The organism is Moorena sp. SIO2C4 (genome assembly GCF_010672485.1).
Taxonomy (GTDB): Bacteria; Cyanobacteriota; Cyanobacteriia; order Cyanobacteriales; family Coleofasciculaceae; genus Moorena; species Moorena producens.
Genome location: NZ_JAAHGN010001024.1, coordinates 1 through 2,705, shown reverse-complemented (window position 1 = coordinate 2,705; position 2,705 = coordinate 1). Strand labels below are relative to the sequence as shown.

The window sequence follows — 2,705 nt, the reverse complement described above, 5'->3', positions numbered from 1 at the left end:
CCCTGTATCGAATACAAACTCAAAAGCGTTGGCATCATCTAGAAGATTAGCGCGCAAGAACAAAGCACTCCAACGGGCAATGGTTTCAATCGCTTCATCCTGAGCTAGAGTGGGATTGCTAAAATCAGGTCGCGCACCAGGGGGTTAGTGGACAGTTACAATAAGTATCACAATATCTAGTAAAGTCTATGGAAAAGTCATAGACTTTAGTCATGGCATTAGTACCTCTCCGTAAGGCGGTCGAACTTACGGGACTCTCTCAAACCACTCTAAGGAAGTACGCAGACAATGGCACGATCAGATGCTAACGAACCCCCAGCGGATACAGGATGTTTTGTACAGTTAGCCTTGCCACTTTGGGGAAACGACAACCCCCAAAACCAGCTACCATCTGTTATTGCCGGGTCAGTAGCTCCAAGCAAAAAGATGACCTCGTCAGGCAAGTCGCGTACATGCACTCGCTCTTCCCGGAAGCAGAAATCATCAAAGACATCGGCTCAGGACTTAACTACAAAAGGAAAGGACTTAGAGCCATATTGGAACGACTTATGCAGGGATGTCAGCTCACGATTGTTGTTACCTGTAGAGACCGGCTCACCAGATTCGGTTTTGAACTGTTTGAGTACTTGGTCGGATACAACGGTGGAAAAATCTTGGTTCTCGACCAACCTAAAAGTTGTCCAGAATCAGAACTTACCGCAGATCTTCTCTCCATCATTCACGTCTTCTCTTGCCGAGTCCACGGACTCCGAAAGTACGGGACAAAAATCAAAGAAGATCAGGATATTCCTAAGTGCTGATCAGAGATCGATTGTCCGAAAGTGGTTTGGAGTGTCTCGTTACGTCTTCAACAAGACCGTCAAGATACTTCAGAATAGTAAAGTAAAAGCTAATTGGAAAGCCATTAAAACTGGCATATTAAATAACCTTCCCGAGTGGTGTAAGGAAGTACCTTATCAAATTAAATCGATAGCGATAAAGGATGCTTGCACCGCTGTTAGGGAGGCCAAGAAAAAATACCAAAAGACTGGAAAAAGTAATCGGGTTAGGTTTCGCTCTAGGAAAAACCCAATTCAGTCTTGCTACATCCCCAAATCAGCAGTCTCAGTCAAAGGCATTTATCACACTAAACTGGGAGGATTAACTTTTGCTGAGACTTTGCCTGAGAACAGGGGAGATTGTAGATTGACTAGTAATAATGGGGACTACTACTTAACAGTCCCCCATCAGACTACTCAAATAAAAGCCGAAAACCAAGGTAGGGTAGTCGCGATAGACCCCGGAGTTAGAACCTTCCTGACATTTAAGAGTGAAAATTCTACAGGCAAGATTGGTCACGGTGACTTTTCTCGGATTCAAAGGCTTTGCGCTCATCTTGATAACTTAATCTCAAAAATAAGTAAGGCCAAGAGGAATCAAAAACGACGAATGAGAAAAGCTGCCAGGCGGATTGTTCTCAGAATTCAAAACCTAATAAATGAACTCCATCATAAAGCTGCTAGATTCTTGGTAGATAAATTTGATGTGATATTACTTCCGACCTTTGAGACATCTGAAATGTCAAAAAAAGGAAAAAGGAAAATCAGATCAAAGACAGTCCGAAACCTACTCACTTTATCCCACTTCAGATTCAAGGAGTTTTTAAAACACAAAGCTTCCGAAACTGGGAAAACAGTAGTAGATGTCTGTGAAGCCTATACCTCCAAGACTGTGAGCTGGACAGGAGAAATGGTAAACATCGGCGGCAGTAAGACCATTAGGTCAAAGATTGATGGCCGGTCTATGGATTGACCTTTGGTCACGCTTCGCGAACGGGACATCAATGGCGCTCGCGGGATATTCCTGAGGGCTTTGGTAGATACACCCTGGCTGCGAGAGCAGCTTGCATTGGTGAACTAAAGTCTGCGCTAGTAGACTTTAGTAGCCAAAAAGTATCGGATTATTAACATTAGTAATACTAAAGTGATTGGCACCTGCAACGGTAATCAATGCTTTGGGAGGATCTTGGATTAACTCAAAAGTCCCCAAAGCTTCCTCAGGGGTTGCCCGAGCATCGAGGCTTCCTTGAACTAAGGCCACAGGAATGCCATCATTAGCCGTAGGAACAAATTCCATTAAGAAGGGATCGAATCGATTTGTACCGTAGAAAGCACCGGCCATAAGTGCTTCTGGACGATTAAAATCATCCAAACAGAGGGGAAAAATACAGGAATCTTCAATCGCGGTTAAACCGACTGCCCCCCCTTGGGAATGACCGAGTAAACCTAGCTTCTCGGTATCCACAATACCCGCAAGCTGGGAATTATAATTCTCGCTTTCTGCAATAATAAAGTCGAAAATCGAGTTAATTTGCGAAGCTTCAGGAAGCAATCCTTCAAAATTAAACTGGGGTAGAGATACCCTATTGTTAGGAACGACAACCACAAAGCCGTAGCTAGCAACCTGAGTCGCAAAACTAGAGTAGAAGGATTTGTCTACCAATCCACCTGGCAAGAGGATGGTAGTGGGAAATAATTCCTTGCTAGTCCTAGATACAACTGGAAAGTAAATGTCTGCCGGATTGCCATTGGTTGTAATGGTAGTACTGAAGCTATCAACTTCAGAAAAAATGGGTGCATCACTGAAAGTGGCAGCAGTGGCTATTTCTGCAGTTCCGAGACTCAGAAAAATAGCACTAGAGAGGCTAAAGGAGTATTTTATTCGAG

The 2,705-nt window shown here is 43.8% G+C and carries 3 protein-coding genes; 2 read left to right on the top strand and 1 reads right to left on the bottom strand.

What is annotated here, in order from left to right; all coding sequences use genetic code 11:
* Window positions 1-329: 329 nt before the first annotated feature.
* Together F6K20_RS33100 and F6K20_RS33095 are read left to right on the top strand one after the other, a co-directional pair.
* On the top strand, window positions 330-800 hold the full coding sequence (locus F6K20_RS33100; RefSeq protein WP_008191518.1) for an IS607 family transposase: 471 nt from the start codon (window positions 330-332) through the stop codon (window positions 798-800).
* Window positions 703-1,791, top strand: a complete 1,089-nt coding sequence (locus tag F6K20_RS33095) for an RNA-guided endonuclease InsQ/TnpB family protein (RefSeq protein ID WP_287264024.1) — start codon at window positions 703-705, stop codon at window positions 1,789-1,791. Before F6K20_RS33100 ends, F6K20_RS33095 begins: the two co-directional genes overlap by 98 nt.
* Before the next feature lie 126 nt (window positions 1,792-1,917).
* On the opposite strand, the gene F6K20_RS33090 is transcribed toward F6K20_RS33095, so the two are convergent.
* Window positions 1,918-2,705 (bottom strand): alpha/beta hydrolase family protein (locus tag F6K20_RS33090; RefSeq protein WP_287297585.1); only part of this gene is annotated, 788 nt, incomplete at its 5' end.